The sequence below is a fragment of the Weissella sp. DD23 genome, from assembly GCF_001579105.1.
Taxonomy (GTDB): Bacteria; Bacillota; Bacilli; order Lactobacillales; family Lactobacillaceae; genus Weissella; species Weissella cibaria.
The window spans coordinates 29077-32243 of record NZ_KQ970399.1 but is presented as its reverse complement, the minus strand read 5'-3'; the positions used below and the strand labels follow the sequence as shown (position 1 = coordinate 32243).

At 42.7% G+C, this 3167-nt stretch carries 2 protein-coding genes and 2 pseudogenes; all 4 read right to left on the bottom strand.

Features of this window, described 5'->3' with window-relative positions; genetic code table 11:
- Positions 1-776 (bottom strand): annotated as a pseudogene (locus tag WEIDD23_RS13785) (hypothetical protein); the annotation flags it as partial.
- Between the two features lie 5 nt (positions 777-781).
- The gene (locus WEIDD23_RS10920) at positions 782-1393 is read right to left on the bottom strand and encodes a hypothetical protein (RefSeq protein WP_062359007.1); all 612 of its coding nucleotides are present in this window, start codon (positions 1391-1393) and stop codon (positions 782-784) included.
- The gene (locus WEIDD23_RS10915; RefSeq protein ID WP_062359006.1) at positions 1374-2831 is read right to left on the bottom strand and encodes a phage portal protein; all 1458 of its coding nucleotides are present in this window, start codon (positions 2829-2831) and stop codon (positions 1374-1376) included. Before WEIDD23_RS10915 ends, WEIDD23_RS10920 begins: the two co-directional genes overlap by 20 nt.
- Positions 2831-3167 (bottom strand): annotated as a pseudogene (locus tag WEIDD23_RS14960) (PBSX family phage terminase large subunit); the annotation flags it as partial. The gene WEIDD23_RS10915 and the pseudogene WEIDD23_RS14960, both read right to left, overlap by 1 nt.

Genomic DNA, 3167 nt, shown 5'->3' with positions numbered 1-3167 from the left:
GTCAACGTCTCCTTGAACTCTTCAACATTAATATTACGTTGGTATGCTCGTTCAATAGCGTGAAAATTAACCTGTTTAATAACGGTCCCATCAACGGTCTTTACACCACGCAATGAAAACCATTCTTTAGGAACATCTTTAATTGATTTGATTTCAATCTTTTCTTTTGGCTTCTCATCAATGTTTTCATAATCGTACTCTTCTTGATCAGGTTCATCATCATCTTGCTTGATGCTCATAGCCGTTTCACCAATGGCGCCACTAGTAATCATTTGGAATTTATCATCTTGTTCCGTGACGCGAACCAACGTGCAACGGCAATTAGGATGAAACGGAACCAACTCTTGCGCTTCTTCAAGCGTGTACGTCTTACCAACATAAGGCGCACATACTGCGCAGGCACCAAATTCATTAATCAGCATCACCTGCTGGTCTTTTGAACCAGGTAAATCACGAAATGGCGCAAGCTTTTTGGCGCGTTCTTCGGCAGCAGCTGATAACTTAGCGGACTTGCTATCCTCTGGAGTGCCATTGGTCCACGCTTCAATCTTAGCTTCACGATCGGCAACTGCAGCATAAGTTCGAATGTTACGAGCTGTGCTAGAACTGAACGAACGCAAATACCACCAAAGGCCCATATAACCACCGACCATCTCGGCTAATTGTTTGCGTCGTTCCGCCTCATCTTGTGCTTGCTCGCTCTTAATGTCTTGAGCGTATTGTTTCAACTCATCAACATAATCATCATCAGTGTAGTTTTCGTAATCTTCATCCATAACTACTAACCTCCCGTGATAATAGACCATTCTTTGGCACTGACGCCTTGCTGAATGGCTTTTGTGAGTTCGAGCGATACATTAACAACCGACTTATCAAACGTCGTCCAGAAGGCTTTCTGTGGTGTTTTATTATCAAACGATTTATGAGACAACTTATTGACCTTGCTGTCTGAAATGTCAGCATTCAGTCCTAGCTCGTCACTCTGACGTTGATATTCACCAACAAACTCATCATGCAGCGTCGCTTCCATCAACTTGTATGACTCAACCGCAAGCGGGAGCATTAACATCCCTACCATTGCTTGCACATACATTTCCATGTCTGAGGCACCCATACCTAAATACAGCATTTTCCGTTGTTTAACGGCCTTTTCTGTGCTCTTAGGTATTTGTCTCGACCAATTATGCAAACGCGCTACATCATCAGAATTAGGCGCCTGCTTAAGCATTTGCTTGTCTATGTGGTCGTCCTTAACGTGAGCAATAAAAAAAGCGCCCAATTCAGCGCTCATTGCGTTTGTGTGCTTGTCTGCTTTACGCTCAAGCTTCACGTTAATATCCTGATCATGTTTCATGGTCTCAAGCATATGAACCTTATCGCTCAGTTGCACCATCACCCGTATCTCCCTTGTTGAAATCAGAGTCCGACTCATCATCTGCCAATGACATTATTTGTTGACTGCGTTTAGCAGCCTCTTGTTGTTCATCTTCCAACGCCTTCAATTCAGCATCAGGGTCATCAACGAATGACAACACACTGATAGCAGTGCGACGACTAACAACGTCTTGCAATGCCTTAGCTGTAGTCGCTTCATCTTGAATATTGTGTGGCACTGTCCGCTTAAACGTCATTTGAATGTTATTGGCTTGCCGACCAGTTGGGTCAAGTGGCAATGTTGCGCCGACAGTAAAGCCTAGACGCCACATCTTGCTCAACGACATCTTAAACTTGCGCTCTTTCATATTGGCTGCTGTGCTCATTGCTTGCAGCTTAAACTCTAGGGCGGTACCAGACGCCGTGCCAAAGACTTCATCTTGGAAGTTAGCAACGTTTGACTTGGTGTAAATCATGTCAATCGCTCTATCCAAGAAATTCTCTTGAATGGTGTCGGCATCAGGCTTGTTCAAGAAATCAATATCAACCGGGGTGTCCGGATTAACCGCAGGAACCGAAATGACACGTTTATCAATCATATCGTCCATTTTATTCTGGTCAATCTTGGCGTTAACAATCTTCATGATGGTGTTTGAGAAATATTCAATATCATTGTTCTTATTACTCAACGCCTCATCAACGGCGTCAATCAGCCCAATTACTTGTTCATACAGGCCTTGTCGCTCAACGTTTGAATAGAACTCAATGATTGGAACAGCCTTGAACAAGTTTTCCGTGGCAATCTCAGTATCAATGCTAATAGATCCGCCGTTTGTACCTTGGAAGTTATACACAAAGTCATTAGTGTATAACATGCCAGAAACACCGTTGTTCTTGTTTCGTGTCGTGTAATAAATACCAAACAACGGCTTGGCATCAACCGTATTTGCATACACAACAAATGCGTTGCGTGGCTCAACCGGTGCTACTCGTGTTTGCTTTTCTTCATTCTGATACATCAACAAGTATGATCGGCCAAAAATATCAACCTGCTTAGCGAGTTCTGCGACAACATCAGTTAAATTGTTGTTATTAACGAACTCGTTAATTTGCTTGTCAATTTCTTCGTTAGAATCACCATTCTCAACGTAATCGAACTTTACCGGCGTACCAGCGAAGTATCCGACCTCATTATCTACCAATTCTTTAGCAAAATTGACGACTAATCGAGTATCTGGCTTTCCTTGTCGCTTGCGTGGCTTGTTTAAAATCTTGTGTTGACCAACATAATACTTCCGCAACCGATTGTATCGGTGCATTAGTTCATGTCCTTGATGTTGACTAATTAAGCTGCTCAACTCATCTGGACTAAGCAGTGCATCCCCATCAAGTTGGTCAAAATAAAATACCTGGTTATCATCTGCTGACAACCGTTCACTATTAAAATTGATTGCCATTAGAAAATACCTCGTAAAATTTGTACTTCATTGTCTTCAGATAGGTCGTTGTGAATAACATATCGTGCCGTATCCATTGCGTGGTCCCTATCTTTGACGGGTTCACCCTTCTTTTGGTCCCATACATAGGCAAATACTTCGGATGCAAACTCTTTAGCGTTATCTCGCACAACAAATAATTTGTCGGCTTTAATCTGCCGGGCTACATCTTCGATACCTTTTAGCTTTTTCTTGTCAGCATATTGAGCGTCGATACCTTCATTAACAAACCTTGCAATGTGCTCAGGCCGCGCAGTATCGGCCCAGAATACAATATTTCCGTATTCTTCAATGACC

What these genes read in the sequence shown, in the direction of transcription:
- WEIDD23_RS10920 (WP_062359007.1), bottom strand. Translation starts at nt 1,393, where the DNA reads ATGGTGCAACTGAGCGATAAGGTTCATATGCTTGAGACCATGAAACAT.
- WEIDD23_RS10915 (WP_062359006.1), bottom strand. Translation starts at nt 2,831, where the DNA reads ATGGCAATCAATTTTAATAGTGAACGGTTGTCAGCAGATGATAACCAG.